The sequence below is a fragment of the Pseudomonas sp. M2 genome (genome assembly GCF_015751845.1).
GTDB lineage: Bacteria > Pseudomonadota > Gammaproteobacteria > Pseudomonadales > Pseudomonadaceae > Aquipseudomonas > Aquipseudomonas putida_E.
The window spans coordinates 2,331,688-2,350,742 of record NZ_JADOUD010000001.1; the positions used below are offsets into that span (position 1 = coordinate 2,331,688).

The 19,055-nt window shown below is 62.6% G+C and carries 23 protein-coding genes; 12 read left to right on the forward strand and 11 right to left on the reverse strand.

Annotated features, from left to right (window positions below; translation table 11 throughout):
• Positions 1 to 45 precede the first annotated feature (45 nt).
• Positions 46 to 327: a YheV family putative zinc ribbon protein gene (locus tag IWW33_RS10870; protein WP_046786820.1), complete on the reverse strand. Its 282-nt coding sequence runs from the start codon at positions 325 to 327 to the stop codon at positions 46 to 48.
• On the reverse strand, positions 324 to 2,375 hold the full coding sequence (gene prlC, locus IWW33_RS10875) for an oligopeptidase A (RefSeq protein ID WP_196997265.1): 2,052 nt from the start codon (positions 2,373 to 2,375) through the stop codon (positions 324 to 326). The genes IWW33_RS10870 and prlC overlap by 4 nt, the downstream gene beginning before the upstream one ends.
• A 102-nt stretch (positions 2,376 to 2,477) precedes the next feature.
• Here prlC and IWW33_RS10880 point away from each other — a divergent pair, with 102 nt between their 5' ends.
• On the forward strand, positions 2,478 to 3,026 hold the full coding sequence (locus tag IWW33_RS10880; RefSeq protein ID WP_039603776.1) for a gamma carbonic anhydrase family protein: 549 nt from the start codon (positions 2,478 to 2,480) through the stop codon (positions 3,024 to 3,026).
• Between the two features lie 20 nt (positions 3,027 to 3,046).
• Positions 3,047 to 3,697 (forward strand): HAD family hydrolase, encoded by a 651-nt coding sequence (locus IWW33_RS10885; RefSeq protein ID WP_174141117.1) that lies wholly within the window; start codon positions 3,047 to 3,049, stop codon positions 3,695 to 3,697.
• Positions 3,698 to 3,751: 54 nt separating this feature from the next.
• On the opposite strand, the gene IWW33_RS10890 is transcribed toward IWW33_RS10885, so the two are convergent.
• Positions 3,752 to 4,825, reverse strand: a complete 1,074-nt coding sequence (locus IWW33_RS10890; RefSeq protein WP_119689104.1) for an aminopeptidase — start codon at positions 4,823 to 4,825, stop codon at positions 3,752 to 3,754.
• Positions 4,826 to 4,909: 84 nt separating this feature from the next.
• On the opposite strand from IWW33_RS10890, the gene IWW33_RS10895 reads away from it, so the two are divergent.
• Entirely contained in the window at positions 4,910 to 5,323 is a 414-nt protein-coding gene (locus tag IWW33_RS10895) for a hypothetical protein (RefSeq protein ID WP_046786819.1), read from the forward strand.
• A 55-nt stretch (positions 5,324 to 5,378) separates the two neighbouring features.
• Positions 5,379 to 5,792: a lipoprotein gene (locus tag IWW33_RS10900; protein WP_046786818.1), complete on the forward strand. Its 414-nt coding sequence runs from the start codon at positions 5,379 to 5,381 to the stop codon at positions 5,790 to 5,792.
• A 40-nt stretch (positions 5,793 to 5,832) separates the two neighbouring features.
• Here IWW33_RS10900 and IWW33_RS10905 read toward each other — a convergent pair whose 3' ends face one another.
• Both IWW33_RS10905 and IWW33_RS10910 read right to left on the reverse strand, forming a co-directional pair.
• Positions 5,833 to 6,063, reverse strand: coding sequence for a DUF1161 domain-containing protein (locus IWW33_RS10905; protein ID WP_046786817.1), 231 nt, complete (start codon positions 6,061 to 6,063; stop codon positions 5,833 to 5,835).
• Between the two features lie 73 nt (positions 6,064 to 6,136).
• Positions 6,137 to 6,562 (reverse strand): OsmC family protein, encoded by a 426-nt coding sequence (locus tag IWW33_RS10910; RefSeq protein WP_012312059.1) that lies wholly within the window; start codon positions 6,560 to 6,562, stop codon positions 6,137 to 6,139.
• A gap of 154 nt (positions 6,563 to 6,716) precedes the next feature.
• Here IWW33_RS10910 and IWW33_RS10915 point away from each other — a divergent pair, with 154 nt between their 5' ends.
• Positions 6,717 to 7,721 (forward strand): LLM class flavin-dependent oxidoreductase, encoded by a 1,005-nt coding sequence (locus tag IWW33_RS10915; RefSeq protein ID WP_125924435.1) that lies wholly within the window; start codon positions 6,717 to 6,719, stop codon positions 7,719 to 7,721.
• Positions 7,722 to 7,818: 97 nt separating this feature from the next.
• Here IWW33_RS10915 and IWW33_RS10920 read toward each other — a convergent pair whose 3' ends face one another.
• On the reverse strand, positions 7,819 to 8,040 hold the full coding sequence (locus IWW33_RS10920) for a DUF1161 domain-containing protein (protein WP_046786815.1): 222 nt from the start codon (positions 8,038 to 8,040) through the stop codon (positions 7,819 to 7,821).
• 102 nt (positions 8,041 to 8,142) lie between these two features.
• Entirely contained in the window at positions 8,143 to 8,358 is a 216-nt protein-coding gene (locus IWW33_RS10925; RefSeq protein ID WP_012312056.1) for a dodecin, read from the reverse strand.
• A gap of 150 nt (positions 8,359 to 8,508) precedes the next feature.
• On the opposite strand from IWW33_RS10925, the gene IWW33_RS10930 reads away from it, so the two are divergent.
• Positions 8,509 to 8,832: a DUF883 family protein gene (locus tag IWW33_RS10930; protein WP_012312055.1), complete on the forward strand. Its 324-nt coding sequence runs from the start codon at positions 8,509 to 8,511 to the stop codon at positions 8,830 to 8,832.
• Here the strand turns inward: IWW33_RS10930 and IWW33_RS10935 are convergent.
• Positions 8,829 to 9,725 (reverse strand): LysR family transcriptional regulator, encoded by an 897-nt coding sequence (locus IWW33_RS10935; protein ID WP_046786814.1) that lies wholly within the window; start codon positions 9,723 to 9,725, stop codon positions 8,829 to 8,831. The genes IWW33_RS10930 and IWW33_RS10935 overlap by 4 nt on opposite strands.
• 110 nt (positions 9,726 to 9,835) lie before the next feature.
• Between IWW33_RS10935 and trpB the strand changes: the two genes are divergently transcribed.
• A complete protein-coding gene (gene trpB / locus IWW33_RS10940) occupies positions 9,836 to 11,053 on the forward strand; it encodes a tryptophan synthase subunit beta (protein ID WP_174141091.1) in 1,218 nt (405 codons plus the stop codon).
• Positions 11,050 to 11,859, forward strand: coding sequence for a tryptophan synthase subunit alpha (gene trpA, locus IWW33_RS10945; protein WP_115273221.1), 810 nt, complete (start codon positions 11,050 to 11,052; stop codon positions 11,857 to 11,859). The genes trpB and trpA overlap by 4 nt, the downstream gene beginning before the upstream one ends.
• A gap of 48 nt (positions 11,860 to 11,907) precedes the next feature.
• On the opposite strand, the gene IWW33_RS10950 is transcribed toward trpA, so the two are convergent.
• Positions 11,908 to 12,240, reverse strand: coding sequence for a DOPA 4,5-dioxygenase family protein (locus tag IWW33_RS10950; protein ID WP_012312051.1), 333 nt, complete (start codon positions 12,238 to 12,240; stop codon positions 11,908 to 11,910).
• Between the two features lie 53 nt (positions 12,241 to 12,293).
• Between IWW33_RS10950 and IWW33_RS10955 the strand changes: the two genes are divergently transcribed.
• Complete coding sequence (locus IWW33_RS10955) at positions 12,294 to 12,842, forward strand: NAD(P)H-binding protein (protein ID WP_046786812.1); 549 nt, start codon at positions 12,294 to 12,296, stop codon at positions 12,840 to 12,842.
• 93 nt (positions 12,843 to 12,935) lie between these two features.
• Here the strand turns inward: IWW33_RS10955 and IWW33_RS10960 are convergent, their stop codons facing one another.
• Positions 12,936 to 13,835 carry a LysR family transcriptional regulator gene (locus IWW33_RS10960; protein ID WP_115273220.1) on the reverse strand — a complete coding sequence of 300 codons (900 nt, stop codon included), beginning with the start codon at positions 13,833 to 13,835 and terminating at the stop codon, positions 12,936 to 12,938.
• 109 nt (positions 13,836 to 13,944) lie between these two features.
• Here IWW33_RS10960 and betC point away from each other — a divergent pair, with 109 nt between their 5' ends.
• From betC to IWW33_RS10975, 3 genes are all read left to right on the forward strand, one after another.
• Positions 13,945 to 15,462 (forward strand): choline-sulfatase, encoded by a 1,518-nt coding sequence (betC, locus tag IWW33_RS10965; RefSeq protein ID WP_196914266.1) that lies wholly within the window; start codon positions 13,945 to 13,947, stop codon positions 15,460 to 15,462.
• Between the two features lie 14 nt (positions 15,463 to 15,476).
• Complete coding sequence (gene choX / locus IWW33_RS10970; protein WP_115273218.1) at positions 15,477 to 16,400, forward strand: choline ABC transporter substrate-binding protein; 924 nt, start codon at positions 15,477 to 15,479, stop codon at positions 16,398 to 16,400.
• 153 nt (positions 16,401 to 16,553) lie between these two features.
• Positions 16,554 to 18,119 (forward strand): SulP family inorganic anion transporter, encoded by a 1,566-nt coding sequence (locus IWW33_RS10975; protein ID WP_196914267.1) that lies wholly within the window; start codon positions 16,554 to 16,556, stop codon positions 18,117 to 18,119.
• Between the two features lie 91 nt (positions 18,120 to 18,210).
• Here the strand turns inward: IWW33_RS10975 and aroE are convergent, their stop codons facing one another.
• Positions 18,211 to 19,035 (reverse strand): shikimate dehydrogenase, encoded by an 825-nt coding sequence (gene aroE, locus IWW33_RS10980; RefSeq protein ID WP_046786807.1) that lies wholly within the window; start codon positions 19,033 to 19,035, stop codon positions 18,211 to 18,213.
• Positions 19,036 to 19,055 lie beyond the last annotated feature (20 nt).

Consider the following 19,055-nt stretch of genomic DNA (forward strand, 5'->3'; position numbering starts at 1 on the left):
GGTAGAGGCTTGAATATCTACCACCCCGACGCAGGCGGGCAGGCCTTACTCGGCCGGTTTCTTGAGCTTCGGGTTGGGGAAGAACTGCACCGTCTGCACCTTGGCCGGCGCCGCCTTGGGCGCCAGGTGGTTGACCCGCGTCCCAAGTTCCTTGGGTACCGACAGGCCCTGTTCATTCAAGGTGTCGGTGAAGCCGCAGGCTACGCACTCACGGTGCGGCACGTCGTCTTCGCTCCACATCATCAGCTTGTCCGGCTCACTGCACGCCGGGCAGACCGCGCCGGCGATGAAGCGCTTCTTGGTTTTGTTCACAGCTACCTCGCTCATGCCGCCGCGTCCTCACTCAGCCCACAGTGGCGCAGCAATGCATCGATGGAAGGCTCACGGCCACGGAAGTCGACGAACAGCACCATCGGCTCGCGCGAACCGCCACGGGCCAGAATGGCCTCGCGGAAGGCGCGGCCTGTCTCGGCGTTGAGCACGCCTTCTTCCTCGAACCGTGAGAAGGCATCAGCCGACAGTACTTCGGCCCATTTGTAGCTGTAGTAGCCCGCCGCGTAACCGCCAGCGAAGATGTGCGCAAAGCTGTTCGGGAAGCGGTTGTACGCCGGTGGGCGCATGACCGTCACCTCGTCGCGCACGCCTTCAAGCACCTGCAGCACACTGCGGCCGTCGCCGTGGCTGGCGTGCAGCTCGAAGTCGAACAGCGAGAACTCCAGCTGGCGCACCATCATCATGCCGGACTGGAAGTTCTTCGCCGCCAGCATCTTGTCCAGCAGGTCCTGGGGCAGGGCAGCCCCCGTTTCGTAATGGCCGGAGATCAGTGCCAGGCCTTCCGGCTCCCAGCACCAGTTTTCCATGAACTGGCTCGGCAACTCGACCGCATCCCAAGCCACGCCATTGATGCCAGACACGCCAGCATGCTCGATACGGGTCAGCAGGTGGTGCAGGCCGTGGCCGAATTCGTGGAACAGGGTCGTGACTTCGTCGTGGGTCAGCAACGCAGGCTTGCCAGGCGCAGCGGGCGTGAAGTTGCACACCAGATTGGCCACCGGGCTTTGCAGCTCACCACCAGCGGTACGGCGACGGTCGCGGGCACCATCCATCCAGGCACCGCCACGCTTGTTGGCGCGGGCATAGAGGTCGAAGAAGAAGCGGCCGACGTGCTGGCCGTTTTCCTTGATTTCGAACAGGCGTACGTCCGGGTGCCAGCTGTCGAAACCCTTGAGCTCGGCGATTTCGATGCCGTACAGGCGCTGGACGATGCTGAACAGGCCGGACAGCACCTTGTCGATCGGGAAGTAGGCGCGCAGGGTTTCCTGGGACACGCTGTAGCGCTGCTCGCGCAGCTTCTCACCGAAGTAACCGGCGTCCCAACTGGCCAGCTCGGGGCAACCTTGCTCGGCGGCATAGGCCTTGAGCTGCGCCAGGTCCTGGGCGGCAAACGGCCTGGAACGCTTGGCCAGGTCGCGCAGGAAGCTCAGCACCTGATCGCTGGACTCAGCCATCTTGGTGGCCAGGCTCAGCTCGGCGTAGTTCTTGTAGCCCAGCAGCCCGGCCAGTTCCTGGCGCAGGTCGAGGATCTCGCGCATCACCGGGCCGTTGTCGAACTGGCCGGCATTCGGGCCCTGGTCGGAGGCGCGGGTGCAGTAGGCCGCGTACAGCTCTTCACGCAGGGCGCGGTCACTGGCGTAGGTCATCACCGCATAGTAGCTGGGGAATTCCAGGGTGATCAGCCAGCCATCGAGGCCTTTGGCCTGGGCGGCAGCAGCCATCTGCGCCTTGGCCGAATCGGTCAGGCCGGCAAGCGCGGCTTCGTCGGTAACGTGCTTGGTCCAGGCCTGGGTGGCGTCGAGCAGTTGGTTGGAGAAACGGCTGCCCAACTCGCTGAGCTTGCTCTGCACTTCGGCGTAACGCTGCTGCTGGGCGGGTGGCAGGTCGATGCCCGACAGGCGGAAGTCACGCAATGCATGCTCGAGGATGGTTTTTTGCGCCACATCGAAACCTGCGGCCTCAGGGCTGTTGGCCAGTGCCTCATAGGCCTCGAACAGCGCACGGTTCTGGCCCAGTTCGGTAGAGTAGGCACTGAGCGCCGGCAGGCAGGACTCGTAGGCCTCACGCAGCTCCTTGCTGTTGCACACCGCATTGAGGTGGCTGACCGGGCTCCAGGCAGCGCCCAGGCGGTCATTGAGCTCGTCCATGGCCAGCACCAGGCCGGCCCAGGTGGGGTTCTTGCCTTGCTTTTCGAGGATCTGGGCAATGGCTTTACGGTTATCGGCCAGGATCTCTTCGATCGCCGGCAGCACGTGTTCGGCACGGATCGCCGAGAAGGGCGGCAGATCATAAGACTGCAGAAGCGGGTTGTTCGCACTCACGGTTTGGCTACCTTGGCAGAAGAAACACTGCCCCATCTTAATTACAATCGACGCCGACCGCAGCAGGCAGCCTGCCTATCGGCACAGATGAGAGACCCTATCATGGCCATTCGTAGCTTCCAGCAACACACTCCGAAAGTTGGCCCACGGGCCTTCGTCGACCGTTCGGCAGTGGTTCTGGGTGACGTGGAAATCGGTGAAGACAGCTCTGTATGGCCTTTGACGGTGATTCGCGGCGACATGCACCGCATCCGCATCGGTGCAAGGACCAGCGTGCAGGACGCCAGTGTGCTGCACATTACCCACGCCGGCCCGTTCAACCCGGACGGCTTCCCGCTGATCATCGGCGACGAAGTGACCATCGGCCACAAAGTCATGCTGCATGGCTGTACCCTGGGCAACCGCATTCTGGTCGGGATGGGCAGCACGATCATGGATGGCGCCATCGTCGAAGACGAGGTGATCATCGGTGCCGGTAGCCTGGTGCCGCCCGGCAAGCGCCTGGAGAGCGGCTACCTGTATGTGGGCAGCCCGGTAAAGCAGGCACGGCCACTGACCGACAAGGAACGCGCCTTTTTCCCTTACAGCGCCGGTAACTACGTGAAGCTCAAGGACCAGCACCTGGCCGAAGGCTACGACCGCCCGGAATGAACCTGACTACCGAGACCACCATGCACCAGCAGAATATCCTTTTCGACCTTGACGGCACCCTGACCGACCCGCGCCTGGGCATTACCCGTTCGATCCAGTACGCCCTGGCCAAACTGGGCATCGACGAGCCGGACCTGGCGCGCCTCGAGCACTTCATCGGCCCACCCCTGCTACAGGCCTTCATGCAGTTCTACAGCTTCGATGAAGCCAAGGCGTGGGAGGCGGTGAATTTTTACCGGGAGCGCTTCCGTGTCACCGGCCTTTACGAAAACCTGGTCTTCGAAGGTGTGCCGGAACTGCTCCAGGCCCTGAACGGTCAGGGCCGCACGCTTTACATCGCGACGTCCAAGCCCTGGGAGTTCGCCCGTGAGATCGCCAGGCACTTCGCCTTCGATCATCACTTCAAGGTGATTTACGGCAGCGAACTGGACGGCACCCGCACCAACAAGGTCGAGCTGATTCGCCACCTGCTGGACGAGGAAGGGCTGGACGCGGCGCAGACCCTGATGATCGGCGACCGCAAGCACGACCTGATCGGGGCGCGCAGCAATGGGTTGCAGGCAGTGGCAGTGGGGTATGGGTTCGGCAGCGAAGAAGAACTGAAGGCCCACACGCCTGAATTCCACTACGCCACCTTGGCTGAGATGCATCAGGCGTTCATCAAGGCCTGAGCGCGTATGTAAGGGCCGGCTTGCCGGCGATGGGCCGCTAAGCGGCCCCAGCGCTCACTGACTCGCCACCAATCGAGCCAACACCGCCTTGCGCTGTTCGGCCGGCAACCGTCCTAGCGCTTCTACCTTCCGATAGAAGCGTACCCAATCCCCACCAACCTCGCGAAACACCGCCGCAAACGCCGGCACCCATTGGTCATACAGCCCAAACGGCAATAGCTTGGCATTGCTCATCGGCCCATACATCCAGGCGTCATAACGCTTGTCCCCAGCCCACTGGCTATCCCGAACCTGGCGATAATCGCGCCTCAACCGGTCGAATTCTGCCTGTTTGGCCGCACGTTTGTGCGCATCATCCAGCGGCCCGGCATAGAGCGCCTGCAGCCGCTCGCGGCTGGCCAGAATCAGCCGTATGAACTGGTCACGCTGCAGGCTCTGCTCACCCTGAGTCGCTTCAAGCCCACGAGCGGCGCGCCATTGCCGCGTTCCTTCCTGCTCGACGAACGTGGCGAAGGACTCGTTGAACTCCGTGTCGTCCTGCACATAGACGCGCTGATGCGCCAGTTCGTGGAAGATCAACGTGGCCAGGCGCTCATCACCCCAGCCGACCATCGACGACAGGATCGGGTCGTCGAACCAGCCAAGCGTCGAATACGCCTCGACGCCGCTCACATAGACATCCATGCCCGCCTGGCGCATCACCGCCGCCGCGCCGCGGGCCGCGCCCTGCTGGTAATAGCCGCGGTAGGCGACGCAACCGGCAACAGGGAAACAGTGCGTCACCGGTTGCAGCGAGAGCTCAGGGGTAGCAAACACATTCCACACCACATAGGGCCGCCCAAGGTCGGCATACACCCGATAGCTGCCGTTGTCCGGCAGGCCCAGTCGTTTGCTGGCGAACAGCCGCGCCTGCTCGGCGTGTTGCAGACGGGCCCGCAACTGCGGGCTGGTGGCCGGGTCGGCGAGTACCCGCTCCACCGGCTGACGTGCACGCAACAGTTGCCACTGGCCATCGGCCAACTGGCCGTAATAGGCAAGGCTGCTGCAACCACTGAGCAGAAAGGCGCCCAGCACGGGAACCAAAGTGCTGAAAACGCGGTCGAGTGGCCCAGGGCCTGAGCGCTTCAAAAGAAAAAACCAGACCATCTTGGGCTATCCATTCGCTCACGGCCGATGCGCTCCAAGACTATCTCGCCAAGGGGGAGTTTCGCCATGCGTGCACTGTTCATCGCCAGCTCAATGCTGCTGATGTCTGCCTGTTCGACCCTGCCCGACCCGGACCCGAACCAGGCATGGATCGACCTCACCCCGCACGACGAAACCTCGCTGCACGCGGTGCAGGTGGACGAGCGCGATTGGGCAGACACCCGCTATTTCGAGGTTCAGCCCGGCAGCCACGAGCTGACCGTCCGCTACCAGTTCCCGGTCACACCCAGCAATATCGGCCCGGTCGGGGAACCGTTGTGGCGCGACTGCCAGCTCAATCTGACCTTCAAGGGCTTCAACGCCGGCCAGCGTTATCAACTGCAAGCAGGCAGCATCGGCTTCCGGCCCTGGATCAAGCTCTATGACCACCAGCAGAAACTGCTCAGCCAAGGCCTGCCGGCGGGCTGCCAACGCACCTGAAGCCCGCAAACGGCGCTATGCTTGTAACTTGTGAATCGCAAGTGGGAGTTTCGCCATGCGCCAGCCCATGATGCTGATGGCCCTCAGTGCATTGGGGGCATGCGCCAGCCCCTTGCCCCCCGTAGACCCCAAGCAGGCCTGGGTCGACCTCTACACCATCACGCCCGGCCGAGTCATCATGGCGGACAAGCTCGATGGCAAGCGCCTGGAGGACGGCCGTTACTTCCAGGTCACACCTGGCAAGCACGAACTGGTGGTGCGCTTCGATTATGAAATCTACGGGGGCGGCATGATGAGCCAGCCCAGGGATCGGACCTGTTACCTGACCGTGCGCTTTGACGATTTCAAGGCAGGCGAACGCTATCGCCTGGAGGCGCGTGCACCAGTAATGGAACCACAGGTGCTGCTGTACGACGCCAACCGCACAGTGGTGGTCAACGAACCCAGCAATGTGTTCTGCATTCCCTGAAACCGGGGGGCTGCTTACCAGCCCCGGTTTCAATTGGCGATCATTCGTTCTTCTGATAAATGATCTTTTTGGTCCCGCCATCACAGCTGCCAACGATCATGTTCTGATCCTTGACCTCACTGTTGGGCACGATCTCCAGCGTGTACGACGGCACACCCTGAGCCTGGATCTTGGCTTCGATCTCGGCCTTCAGTTCCTCACACGGCTTGACCGCCGCCACGGCAGATGTGGCCAACAGAGACGCCAACACGGCGATTGCGACGCGTATCATGGCACGGCTCCTGGATGGGCAGCTGCGCTGCCGATGCTGTTTAGACTACAGCAAACCGAAGCTGTTGCGCCGCTTAGCCCACCAGGGTGGCGTCCAGGCTGATCTTCGCGTTCAACACCTTGGACACCGGGCAGCCTGCTTTGGCCTTGTTGGCAATGTCCAGGAACTGGGCTTCACTCGCGCCAGGAACCTTGGCCTTCAGCACCAGGTGCACAGCAGTGATGGCAAAGCCATCAGGCTGTTTTTCCAGGGTCACTTCAGCGATCGTATCGATACGGTCGGGCGTCAGGCCCGCCTCGCCGAGCATCATCGACAGCGCCATCGAGAAGCAGCCGGCATGGGCCGCGCCGATCAACTCCTCTGGGTTGGTGCCGGGCGAGCCTTCGAAGCGGGTGTTGAAACCATAGGGGTTCTGCTTTAGCGCGCCGCTTTCAGTCGAAATAACGCCTTTGCCGTCCTTCAGGCCACCTTGCCAGATCGCCGATGCAGTCTTTTTCATGATGCCTCCTGGTCACTCGGTTACGTATCTATGGGTTCAGAGGCTACTCACCTTCGGCAAGTTCAGATCAATCGCACCGCAAGCATTGAATCTTCCGAATGTGCCCATACAGAGTTTAAAAGGCCTTCGGCCAATCACTTTTGCGGAGGCTCCAATGACGCAGCTGCGTGACCTGAAAATTTCCACCCTCGACCTGGTGCCAGTGCGGGCCGACTCCGGCCCGGCGCAAGCGTTGCGCAATTCGCTGGACCTGGCCCAGCATGTCGAGCGCTTTGGCTACAACCGCTTCTGGGTTGCCGAACACCACAACATGGACGGCATCGCCAGCTCCGCGACCTCGGTGCTGATCGGTTACCTGGCGGGGGGTACTTCAACCATCCGTGTCGGCTCGGGTGGCGTCATGCTGCCCAACCATGCCCCCTTGGTGATCGCCGAGCAGTTCGGCACGTTGGCCAGCCTTTATCCAGGGCGTATCGATCTGGGCCTGGGCCGTGCGCCGGGCTCCGACCAGATGACCGCACGCGCCCTGCGCCGGGAGCGTTCGGGCAGCGCCGACGATTTCCCGGACGATGTCGAAGAATTGTCGCGCTACCTGGGCCCGCGCACAGATGATCAAAAAGTGATCGCCGTACCTGGCCACGACACCGAGGTGCCGATGTGGCTGCTGGGCTCCAGCCTGTTCAGCGCACAGCTGGCCGGCATGCGCGGCATGCCCTACGCCTTCGCCTCGCACTTCGCGCCGCGCTACATGCATGAGGCGATCCGTATCTACCGCGACCATTTCAAGCCCTCTACCACGCTCGACAAGCCTTACGTGATGCTGGGCATTCCGATGGTGGTGGCCGAAACCGACGACAAGGCCGAGTTCCTGGCCACTTCGGTGTACCAGCGTATTCTTGCCCTGATACGCGGGCAGAGCCTGATGCAGCGCAAGCCGGTACCGAGCATGGATGGGTTGTGGCTGCCACATGAGCGCGATGCGGTGGGTAGTTTCCTGGGCCTGGCGATGATCGGCAGCCCGCAGAAGGTGAGGGCCAAGGTCGAGGTGCTACTGGAGCAGACCGGGGCGGACGAACTGATCTTTACCTGCGACCTGTATGAGCATGAGGACCGGATCAGGTCTTATGAATTGTTGGCGCAAGCCTTGAAATCTGAGTAGGCCCCAATCGCCGGCAAGCCGGCTCCCACTGGGAACTCCAAGGCCGCGAGATATTGGAAACGCAGTGGGGCAGGCTTGCTGGCGGTTGGGCCAGCGCTCAACCACGCCGGTAGACAATTTCCTTGCTGCCACCTTCACAGCTCCCCACAACCTTGCCAGCGGGATCGCCCTTACTGACGATCTCCAGTGTGTAGCCCTTCACACCTTTGGCATCCAGCTTCGCGGCAATCTCGGCCTTGAGCTCCTCGCAAGGCTTGCCCGCCGCCAGCGCGCCACCCGCCAGCATCATCAGGCCCACCGCCAGAATCAGTTTCTTCATCACTCGCTTTCCTTGTGCAGATGAAAATGGGAAGGGGCGCCGGCAAAGGCGCCCCTGTCTGTATAACGCCATCACGCCGGCCGTTGCCAGCCCGACCCTGTTTCAGCTATTGGCGATGCGAAAGCCCACTTTGAGCGTGACCTGAAAGTGCGCCACCTTGTTACCTTCGATGTGGCCACGGGTGTCGACCACTTCGAACCATTCCAGATGCTTGATGCTCTTGGCCGCTTCGGCCAACGCATTGTTGATGGCGTCTTCGATGCTGGTGGTCGAGGAACCTACCAGCTCGATCTTCTTGTAGGTGTGATGATCGGTCATGAGCGCTCTCCTTGGGTGACAGTGAAATTGAGCCTAGCAGTGCCGGCCTGGTTTACCTGCGAGCCGTCAGGCTGGGCGAAAGTTCGATCGCACTTTCGCCCCGGGCCGCAGTCGCAATCCATACAGTCCATACTGCAAAGGAGAGTCACCATGCACCGCAATTCGCTGCGTAAAACATCCCTGGAAAGCATGGAAGCGGAGATCGAAAGCCTCCTTAAGAGCCTGGAGAGCCTCAAGCATGATGCGTCGGAGGAGTCGCAGAAGTCCGTGAAGGCAATCCGCAGCAACGCCGAAAGCGCGTTGAAACACTCGCGCAGCCTGCTTAGCGATGCTTATGAGGAAGTAAAGACCCGCACCCGCCAGACCGGTATCGCAACCCGTGATTATGCTCAGGAGCACCCGGTGACCACTGCTGGCGTAGCCATCGGCGCGCTCGGCCTGCTCGCGGCCTACCTGTTATACCGCCGCAACTAACCTGCCTGCCGCTCCAGTTCGCGGCGCAGCCACTGCGCCAGCTGCTCGGCGCGCCCGTCTGCGGCGCGCCGTGGCACCCACAGCGCCAGCGCCGCTGCAGTAGGGGAAAAGCCCCACGGTGCGCTGAGTCTCCCGGCACGCAAGTCATCCGCCACCAGCGGCTGCGGTGCGATAGCCACCCCCAGCCCTGCCACGGCCGCCTCCAGCAGGTAATACAAATGCTCGAAGGCCTGCCCATACTGCAGTGCAGCCGGGTCCAACCCCTGTTGTCCGGCCCAGGTCGGCCACGCCTGCGGGCGTGAAGTGGTATGCAGCAAGGCTTCGTCCAGCAGCGCCACGGCGGGCGCACTGCGCAACCGCTCGAAACCGGTAAAGTGTGGGCTCAACACAGGCCCGATACGCTCTTCGGCCAGTACATGTACCTGCATGTCCGCAGGCCAAGGGGGTTCGGCATACACCAGCAGCGCATCGAGCCCCGGCCGACGCGGATCAAGGTCGCCTTCCCCTGCTGACAGATGCAGGCGCAGCTCTGGCAAATCCGCCTTCAGGCGCCCAAGCCGGGGAATGAACCATCGCGCCAGCAGGCTACCCGAGCACCCCAGCACGAATGGCGCCTCGCTGACATCCCGGCTGAGTTCGGCGCAGACACTGCGCAGCCTGTCGAACGCCTCACCACTGGCATCACGCAGCCTGACGCCGGCATCTGTGAGTTTGATGCCGCGCCCGTCCTTGACGAACAAGGCCACGCCCAGGTGTTCCTCCAGCACCTTGATCTGCCGGCTCACGGCGCCATGAGTCACATGCAGCGCTTCGGCAGCCTGGCTGACGCTATTGAGCCTGGCGGTGGTTTCGAAGGCCCGCAGGGCGTTCAGGGGAGGGAGGTCGTGGGCCATTTGACGTGTGAGTTTTCCTGACAGGTTTGCGCAATCTTATCGGTTTTCAGCCGGGCTTGCCGTGGTTAGAGTAAAGCCCATCACTCATTCATTACGCCCTGGAGCGCCCCATGACCCAGTCCCAATACCGCCCCGGCCCCGACGCCAACGGCCTGTTCGGCTCGTTCGGTGGCCGCTATGTGGCCGAAACCCTGATGCCGCTGGTGCTGGATCTGGCCCGCGAATATGAAGCCGCCAAGGCCGACCCCAAGTTCCTCGAAGAACTGGCCTACTTCCAGCGCGACTACATCGGCCGCCCCAACCCGCTGTATTTCGCCGAGCGCCTGACCGAGCATTGCGGCGGCGCCAAGATTTTCTTCAAACGTGAAGAGCTCAACCACACCGGCGCGCACAAGGTGAACAACTGCATCGGCCAAGTGCTGCTGGCCAAGCGCATGGGCAAAAAACGCCTGATCGCCGAAACCGGCGCCGGCATGCACGGCGTGGCCACTGCCACCGTCGCCGCACGCTTCGGGCTGCCCTGCGTGATCTACATGGGTGCCACCGACATCGAGCGCCAGCAGGCCAACGTGTTCCGCATGAAGTTGCTGGGCGCCGAGATCGTTCCGGTTACAGCCGGCACCGGCACATTGAAAGACGCCATGAACGAAGCCCTGCGCGACTGGGTCACCAACGTCGACGACACCTTCTACCTGATCGGTACCGTGGCCGGCCCGCACCCGTATCCTGCAATGGTTCGCGATTTCCAGTCGATCATCGGCAAAGAGACCCGCGCCCAGTTGCAAGAGAAGGAAGGCCGCCTGCCCGACAGCCTGATTGCCTGTGTTGGCGGTGGCTCCAATGCCATGGGCCTGTTCCACGAATTCCTCGATGACGAGAGCGTCAAGATCATTGGTGTGGAAGCCGGTGGCCATGGCGTGCACACCGACAAGCATGCGGCCAGCCTCAACGGTGGCGTACCCGGCGTGCTGCACGGCAACCGCACCTACCTGCTGCAGGACGGTGACGGCCAGATCACTGACGCCCACTCGATTTCGGCCGGCCTCGACTACCCGGGCATCGGCCCCGAGCATGCCTACCTGCATGAAGTGAAGCGTGTGGAGTACGTCAGCATCACCGACGATGAGGCCCTCGACGCGTTCCACGCCACCTGCCGCCTGGAAGGCATCATCCCGGCCCTGGAAACCTCGCACGCCCTGGCTGAAGCGATCAAGCGCGCGCCAAACCTGCCCAAGGACCACCTGATGGTCATCTGCCTGTCAGGCCGTGGCGACAAAGACATGCAAACCGTGATGAACCACATGGCCGCCCAGGAGAAACAGGCATGAGCCGTCTTGAACAACGCTTTGCCGAGCTGAAAGCCGAAGGCCGCTCCGCACTGGTCACCTTCGTCACTGCCGGCGACCCTGGCTACGATGCCTCGCTGCAGATCCTCAAGGGCCTGCCGGCGGCCGGTGCCGATGTGATCGAACTGGGCATGCCGTTCACCGACCCGATGGCCGATGGCGTAGCTATCCAGCTGGCCACGCTGCGTGCGCTGGAAGCAGGCCAGAACCTGGCCAAGACCCTGCAGATGGTGCGTGAATTCCGCGTCGACAACCAGGCCACACCGATCGTGCTGATGGGTTACTACAACCCGATCCACCGCTTTGGCGTAGAGAAATTCGTCGCAGAAGCCAAAGAAGCGGGTGTCGATGGCCTGATCATCGTCGACCTGCCGCCGGAGCACGATGCTGAGCTCGCTACCCCGGCCCAGGCCGCTGGCATCGACTTCATTCGCCTGACCACCCCGACCACCGACGATGTGCGCCTGCCACGGGTGCTGGAGCGCAGCTCGGGGTTCGTCTATTACGTGTCGGTGGCAGGCGTGACCGGCGCCGGCTCGGCAACCACCGAGCACGTCACCGAAGCCATCGCCCGCCTGCGTCGGCATACCGACCTGCCGATCAGCGTTGGCTTCGGCATTCGTACGCCAGAGCAGGCCGCAGCGATTGCGCGCCTGGCTGATGGCGTGGTGGTAGGTTCGGCGCTGGTCGACAAGATCGCCCAGGCCAAAGACGCCGATCAGGCTGTTGCCGATGTATTGAGCCTGTGCTCTGCGCTGGCTGAAGGCGTGCGCGGCGCTCGGCGCTGAGCCGTGTGGCTTCTTCGCGGGTTTGTCCGCGAAGAAGCCAACACATCGCTAACCGCCAAAAACCGATAATTTCAAAGGCCGCAAAGCCCCCATCCAGATCGCATGATCGCGGTGATCCGCCAGCTCATCCCCAGTCAGCGGGTGCAGAAACACCACCAACCCCTTGCGATACAACGCCAACCACGGCAATACCACCCCCAACACCTCCGGCCCGAACGCCAGCTGGCAGCTCCAGTCCGGGTGCGGCCCTACCGGCTTCTCATGCATGCGCCCCATGGTCACGGGGAACAGCCGCGCCGCCTCCTCGCACAGCTCACGCGCTTGCTCGATAGTCGATGCGTCGTAATAAACGTGGGCGTGATAGCCCTTGATCCTCTGCACGATGTCTCCTGATTGCGGTCAAACCATCACCCACCCGCAAAGGGAGTGATGCAGTGAAAAATGCCGAAACCCCAGTGTTCAAGCTGGTGCTGTTCGGGGCTCAAAGCAGCCTGGGCAGTGCCCTGATGGTCGAGTTGCTGTCACGTCAGCACGAGGTCACTGCCGTGGTCGATGACCTCAACCGCCATGCGCCGCGCCCGGGCCTGCATTTCAAGCTAGGCGGGCTGGGTGATGCCGACCAGGCGGAGCAGGGCGCAGCAGGGGGCTCGGCGGTGATTGCCCTGTTGTCGGCGCTGGCGCCGGGTGACCTTGCAGCGCAAGGGCAGATGAGCGAAGCGTTGGTGGCCGGGCTTTCTCGCACGACTATACGCCGGGTGCTGCTGGTGGGCGATTTCGATGTGCTGGATGCGCCGGGCAAGTACACCGAAGCAGAACGTGAGTGCGTGGACCAGGTTGTGGATGCGCTGCAACGCAGCCCATTGCACTGGACGCTGATCAATGCGCCACAGGCACTCATGGACCTGGAGCGAATGGCGGCGGGGATGGCCGATATGCTCGAGCTGGATCTGCATCGGGGCGAGCATCTGAACTTCGTGACGTAGAGCACCGGGGCCTACAGGTACTGCGCGAGCTCAAGTCCTGCCACGGACCTGTGGGAGCTGGCTTGCCGGCGATGGGCTGCGCAGCAGGCCCAATCACTGATTCCGCTCATCTTCCAGCCAACCCACAAACCGCTCGATCAGCGCCCCACGCCGCTTGCGCGGCGGCAACACTACGTAATACCCCCGCGTCGAGCGCAAGCTCCCCTCCAGCGGCCGGCACAGCAACCCTTGCTCGACCAGCCCATCGACCAGATGCCGCCAGCCGATCGCCACCCCTTGCCCGGCAATTGCCGCCTGGACCAACAGCGTGTAGTTATCGAACCGTAGCTGCCCGGGCGGCGGCGGGCTTTCCACGCCAAAGCCACGAAACACCCCCGCCCAGTCGAACCAGCGGCTGGCCTGCTCGCCGCGCAGATGAAGCAGTGGCAAACGTTGCAAAGCCACGGCTGACAAGGGTTTGCCACGAGTCAGTCGAGGGCTGCAGACCGGGAATACTTCTTCATCGAACAGCCAGCGGCTCTCGCCTTGATGGAACCGCCCATCCCCAAACAACACCGCCACATCGATGTCCGGCCGCAGCATCCCCTGGCTGCGCTCACCGGTCACCAGGCTAACGTCCACCTGTGGATAAGCCTCGTGAAACCGCTGCAACCGCGGCATCAGCCAGAACGCTGCGAAGGCAAAGTCGGTGGCCACCTGCAGCACCTCGCGCTGGCTGCGCCCGCTGGCCAGGGCAATGCCGTCATCCATGGCCTGCAGGCCTTGATGAACCTGCTCGAACAATACCTGCCCGGCATCGGTCAGCGCGATGCCGCGGTAGATACGGTCAAACAGGCGCGTGTTCAACCGAGCCTCCAGCCGTTTGATCTGCTGGCTTACCGCCGGCTGGGTAGTGCCCAACTCCAGGGCCGCAGCCGTGAAACCACGCAAGCGGGCAGCGGCCTCGAAAACGCGCAGTGCGTCGAGCGACAAGTCGGTCAGGTGATCAAACATAAGCTTAACTAATCCCAGACATTGCCCGCCATGGGCTTTACCCATGTTACTTGCAGTCGCATCTTGATAGGCAAGCTATTCGCATAACCTTCAACGATGGAAGCCAACCATGACGCGCCCGAATATCCTGTTCATCATGGCCGACCAGATGGCCGCGCCGCTCTTGCCGATATATGGCCCTTCACCAATCCAGATGCCCCACCTGAGCCGCCTGGCCGATCAGGCGGTGGTGTTCGATTCGGCCTACTGCAACAGCCCGCTGTGCGCACCCTCGCGCTTTACCCTGGTAAGCGGCCAGTTGCCCAGCCATATTGGCGCCTACGACAACGCTGCCGACTTCCCGGCCGATATCCCGACCTACGCCCACTACCTGCGCCGGCTCGGCTACCGCACCGCGCTGTCGGGCAAGATGCATTTCTGCGGCCCGGACCAATTGCACGGCTACGAAGAACGCTTGACCAGCGACATCTACCCCGCCGACTACGGCTGGGCAGTTAACTGGGATGCCCCGGACGAGCGCGCAAGCTGGTATCACAACATGTCATCGGTATTGCAGGCCGGCCCTTGCGTGCGTACCAACCAGCTGGATTTCGACGAAGAAGTGGTATTCAAGGCCCGTCAGTACCTTTACGACCATGTCCGCGAGAACGATGGTCGGCCGTTCTGCCTCACCGTGTCCATGACCCATCCCCACGACCCGTACACCATCCCCAAGCGCTACTGGGATCGCTACGAGGGTGTGGATATCCCCATGCCCCGCGCCGAGTTCGGCCAGCACGAACTCGACCCGCACTCACAGCGCCTGCTCAAGGTGTACGACCTGTGGAACAAGCCCCTGCCTGTGGACAAGATCCGCGATGCACGCCGTGCCTACTTCGGTGCCTGCAGCTACATCGACGACAACATCGGCCAGCTGTTGCAGACCCTGGAGGAGTGCAACCTGGCCGACGACACCTTGGTCATTTTCTCTGGCGATCACGGCGACATGCTTGGCGAGCGCGGGCTCTGGTACAAGATGCACTGGTTCGAGATGTCGGCGCGGGTGCCGCTGCTGGTCCACGCGCCCAAGCGCTTCGCCCCGGCCCGGGTCAGTGCCTCGGTATCGACCTGCGACCTGCTGCCGACGCTGGTCGAGCTTGCCGGCGGTACTGTGGATAAAAGTTTGCATCTGGACGGCCAATCGCTGCTCGGCCACCTGCAAGGGCAGGGTGGCCACGACCAAGTGATCGGCGAGTACATGGCCGAGGGTACCGTCGGGCCACTGATGATGATCCGCCGCGGCCCATACAAGTTCGTGTACAGCGAAGACGACCCGTGTTTACTCTATGACCTGAGCCGCGACCCGCACGAGCGGGAGAACCTCACCGGCAGCCCGGACCATCAGGTGCTGCTGCAGGCAATTGTCGACGAAGCACGCCAGCGCTGGGATATCCCCAGCCTGCGCCAGCAGGTACTGGCCAGCCAGCGGCGCCGCCGCCTGGTGGCCGAAGCGCTGGCCATCGGCAAACTGAAAAGCTGGGACCACCAACCGCTGGTGGACGCCAGCCAACAGTACATGCGCAACCACATCGATCTCGACGACCTCGAGCGCAAGGCACGTTATCCACAGCCCGCACCCCTGGATTGAGAAGAGAAGCCGCCATGCAGAAGTTCTCCACCATCGTGTTCGCCCTGGCCCTGAGCCTGGGCACCGCCACGGCCCACGCCGAAGACGCGCAATGCAGCACCGTAAGGATGGCCGACCCCGGCTGGAGCGACATCGCCACCACCAACGCCATCGCCCGCTTGCTTCTGGAGAGCCTGGGCTACCAGGTGAAGATCGACAGCCTGGCGGTGCCGATCATCTACGGCGGCCTCAAGGACGGTAAGGTCGATGCCTTCCTGGGTAACTGGATGCCGGCGCATCAGGGTTTTCATGACAAGTTCGTTGCCAATGGCGATGTGCAGCAGCTGTCGCGCAACCTTGAAGGCACCGAGTTCACCCTGGCGGTGCCCGATTACGTGTGGGATGCCGGCGTGAAAAGCTTCGCCGACCTGCAACAGCATGCCGATCAGTTCGACAAGAAGCTGTACGGAATCGGCTCAGGCGCGCCCGCCAACCTGTCGCTGAAGGAAATCATCGACAAGAATGAATTCGACCTCGGCCAATGGAAGCTGGTCGAGTCGAGCGAACAGGCAATGCTGGCGCAGGTAGACCGCGCCGTGAAGAAGAAGCAGTTCATCACCTTCCTGGGCTGGACCCCGCACCCGATGAACGTAAAACTGAAGATGCATTACCTGACGGGCGGGGAGAAGTGGTTTGGCAGCAAGGGTGAGGTCTATACCCTGACGCGCAAAGGTTATCCACAAGCCTGCCCTAACCCCGCAAAATTGTTGGGAAACCTGACATTCACCCTGGACATGGAAAACAGCATCATGGCGGAGGTTGTGGATAAAAAGATCAGTTTCGATGAAGCGGCCAAGGCGTGGGTCAAGGCGCATCCAGATCTGCTTCAAAAATGGCTTGATGGAGTGACCACCACTTCTGGCGGCGATGCCAAAGAGGCTGTCAACGCCAAACTCTGATTGGTTTATCTGTTAGGTTGCTGGGGCCGCGTTGCGCCCCATTCGCGACGCAAGGCCGCTCCTACACGCAGGGTACGATTTGGCGTAGGAGCGGCCTTGTGTCGCGAAACGAGGGCAAAGCCCTCGCCTGCGCTCTTGAATCAGGAACTGCCCATGCCCCGCTTAAACCACCTGCTGCCCTTCTTGACCTGGCTGCCCCGTCAATCGGGCCGCAGCCTGCGCGAGGACCTGCTGGTCGGTCTGAGCGGTGCCATCCTTGCCCTGCCACAATCCATCGCCTACGCCCTGATCGCCGGCCTGCCTGCCGAATACGGTCTTTATGCGGCCATCGTGCCGGTACTGGTTGCCTGCCTGTGGGGCTCGTCCTGGTACCTGATTTGCGGGCCGACCGCCGCCATCTCCATCGTCCTTTACGCCAGCATCAGCCTCTTGGCGGTAGCCGGTAGTGCCGATTACGTGACCCTCGTGCTGCTGCTGACCTTCCTCGCTGGCATCTTCCAGTTGCTGCTCGGGCTGCTGCGCTTCGGCGCACTGGTCAACTTCGTTTCCCATTCGGTGGTGCTTGGCTTCACCCTGGGCGCCGCCATCGTCATTGCCCTCGGCCAGTTACCCAACCTGCTGGGTATGGATTTGCCGAGCCAGGCCACGGCGTTTAAAACAGTACAAGACCTGGCAAGCCATGCTGGTGAGGTCGACTTGCCGTCCCTGATCCTGGGCTTGGGCACCGTCCTTGTCGGTGCGGCCTTCAAACTTTGGCGGCCACGCTGGCCGAGCCTGTTGATAAGCCTCATCGTAATCAGCCTGGTGGCCTGGTCGCTGCCTGGTTTCTTTGGCCATGTACCGCGGGTGCCAGCGTTCACCGGCCAGCTCCCCCCACTCAGCCCACTGCCGCTACTGGATGTGGAGCTGATGCTGCGCCTGCTGCCCAGTGCCGTAGCGGTGGGCATGCTGGGCCTGGTAACCAGCCTGTCGATTGCCCGTTCGCTGTCGGCACGCTCCGAACAGCTGATCGACGCCGACCAGGAAATCCGCGCCCAAGGTATGTCGAACATCGTCGGTTCATTCTTTTCAGGCTACCTGTCTTCTGGCTCCTTCACCCGCTCTGGGCTCAGCTACGACGCTGGCGCCCGTTCGCCCATGGCCGGGGTGTTCTCGGCGCTTTGGGTGGCGCTGTTCGCCGTCACCGGTGCAGGGTTGATCGCACACCTGCCGATACCGGCCATGGCCGGCAGTATCCTGCTGATCTGCTGGGGCCTGGTGGACCACCGGGGCATCCGTGCGCTGTTCAGGGTCAGCCGGTCGGAGTTCCTGGTTATGGCCCTGACCGCTGCAGCAACCTTGCTGCTGGAGCTGCAGACAGCGATTTATGCCGGTGTGCTGGCTTCGCTGTTCTTCTACCTCAAGCGCACTTCACGGCCACGCGTACAGCAGAGCCGCGAAGGGCAGGCCGACGTGCTGCGGGTGGGCGGGTCGATCTTCTTCGGTGCGGCGCACTACCTGCAGGTGCGCCTGCAGCGTTGCCAGGGCCCGCATGTGGTGATCGATGCACGCCAGGTGAATTTCATCGATTACTCGGGTGTGGACATGTTGCACCGCGAGGCACGGCGGTTGCGCCGGGCCGGAGGGAGCCTGACCTTGCTTCGGGCAAGACCGCAGGTGGTCGAGGAATTGCAGAAGCTGGAAGGGGTGGAGCTTTGCCCCATCCAATTTGCGGAGTGATCGTCGGGGCTGCTTGCCAAGGCCTGAGGCCGGCGCTGTACCTGTAGGGGCTGGCTTGCCGGCGATGGGCCGCAAAGCGGCCCCATAAATCTCAGCCCCGAGCGAGCTGCCGGCGTAACTCAGCCAGCACCGGCGCCGTTTCCGGACGTACCCCACGCCAGATGAAGAACGCCTCCGCCGCCTGCTCTGCCAACATGCCCAGCCCATCCAGCACCTTGGCCGCCCCCAGCTTGCTGGCCCACTGGCAGAATGGCGTCGGCTCCTTGCCATACATCATGTCGTAGCACACGGTGCGCCCGGCCTCGACCAGGCTGTCGGCAATCGGCGGCAGCTCGCCGGACAGGCTCGCCGACGTGGCGTTGATGATCACGTCCACCGGCTCGTGCAGCCAGGCGAAACCGCTGGCCATCACCGGCCCCATCTCATCGAACTCGCGTGCCAGCTGCTCGGCCTTTTCCAGTGTGCGGTTGGCAATTACCAAGGACTGAGGGTCATGCGCCAGGATCGGCTCCAGCACGCCGCGCACTGCGCCCCCGGCGCCAAGGATCAGAATACGTTTGCCAGTCAGTTCAACCCCGGCATTCACTGTAAGGTCGCGCACAAGGCCCGCGCCATCAGTGTTATCGCCCCGCAGCGAGCCATCGGCCAGCTTGCTCAAGGTGTTCACCGCCCCGGCCCGTTGGGCGCGCGGGGTGAGGCTGTCACACAGGCGGTAGGCCTCTTCCTTGAATGGCACGGTCACGTTGGCGCCACTGCCTTGCTTGAAAAAGCCCCGGGCGCAGTCGCTGAACTCGTCAAGCGGCGCCAGCAGGGTGGCGTACTCCAGGTCCTGGCCGGTCTGTTCGGCGAACAGGCGGTGAATCAACGGCGACTTGCTGTGGCCGATTGGGTTACCAAATACGACGTACTGGTCCATGAGGGCTCCTCGGTTATCCA